This is a genomic window from Vibrio sp. 10N.222.46.A1 (assembly GCF_041473595.1).
GTDB lineage: Bacteria > Pseudomonadota > Gammaproteobacteria > Enterobacterales > Vibrionaceae > Vibrio > Vibrio tasmaniensis_A.
The window spans coordinates 1-1,544 of the sequence record NZ_JBFRSN010001574.1 but is presented as its reverse complement, the minus strand read 5'-3'; the positions used below and the strand labels follow the sequence as shown (position 1 = coordinate 1,544).

Annotated in this window: 1 protein-coding gene; it reads left to right on the top strand. The window is 46.6% G+C overall.

The annotated features are described in order from the left end of the window. The coding region (locus tag AB4496_RS28180) for an acetate--CoA ligase family protein (protein WP_372133337.1) at nt 1-1,544 on the top strand (1,544 nt) is incomplete at both ends.

Genomic DNA, 1,544 nt, shown 5'->3' with positions numbered 1-1,544 from the left:
ATTCGGGTACTTGATTCCAATAGCTTGGGAGTTATTGTCCCGTGGTTAAATTTGAATGCCTCTTTTTCTCCGGTGACGGCGCTGCCAGGTAAAATCGCCTTTGTTTCTCAATCCGCTGCAGTGTGTACAACGATTCTAGATTGGGCGAACGATAAAGAGATCGGCTTCTCGGCGTTTATCTCGATAGGTAATGGCAGTGACATAGAATTCTCAGAGCTGTTGGATTATCTGAGTACCGACTCTCACACCGAAGCAATATTGCTTTATGTTGATAGTATTAAAGATGCGAGGCGCTTTATCTCTGCTGCGCGTGCTGCGTCACGTAATAGACGAATTCTAGTGTTAAAAGGCGGGCGAACCGCTAAAGGCCGGGCGGCGGCCATGCTACATACTGGCGGTGCCGATACGTTAGATATTATCTATGACTCAGCGATCCGACGCAGCGGCATGTTGCGAGTTAAGAACTTACATGAACTGTTTGCAGCGGTAGAGACTCTGACTCATTCAGTACCACTACGTGGAGAGCGCTTGGCTATTGTGACCAATGGGGGCGGCCCAGCGATCATGGCGGTGGATACCCTTTTTGACCGTGGTGGTAAACTTGCCGAGTTTTCTGAAGATACGCTAGAGAAACTCAATAAGGTTTTGCCATTGAGTTGGTCTCAGAGTAATCCAATCGATATTGTTGGTGACGCCGGTGAGCAACGTTATATCGATACGATAAACATCTTGTTAGATGGTGATGAAGCGGATGCGATTCTTATCATGCACAGCCCTTCTGCGATCGCACATTCAGCTAAAACAGCTGAACGAATTATTGAAGCCATTAAAAAGCATCCTCGCCACAAGCGATTTAACATTCTAACGAATTGGTCTGGTGAGCTAACAGCAAAGCCAGCACGAAAGTTGTTTACCGAAGCGGGTTTCCCAACCTATCGAACACCTGAAAGTTCAGTAGTCGCATTCATGCACTTGGTCGAGTACAGACGTAACCAACGTCAGTTAATGGAAACGCCAACCACGGCAGAAAAAGTCCATATTGAAGATCTAGCAGATGCAAAAAATTGGATAGAACGACAACTACTGGATAAAGACACAGTTAGCCTTGATACGCATCAAAATAGCCAATTTTTCAAGCACTTCAACCTAGATGTATTACCAACTTGGATAGCTTCTGACCCAAGTGAAGCGGTACATATTGCCGAAACGATTGGTTACCCAGTCGCAGTTAAACTACGTTCGCCAGACATTGCACATAAGTCGGACGTGCAAGGAGTCATGCTTAATTTAAGAAACAGCAATGAAGTCGCCAATGCGGCTCAGGCGATTCTCGATCGCTCTCAACTGTCGTTCCCTACTGCGCATATTCATGGCTTGTTAATTCAAGGAATGGCCAAACTCGCCGGCGGGCAGGAGCTACGTGTAAAAGTGACAACGGACGAAACCTTTGGTCCTATCATTTTACTTGGTCAAGGAGGTTCTGAATGGGATGAATCCATTGACGCTGCTGCAGCCTTTCCACCACTCAATATGACACTGGCGCG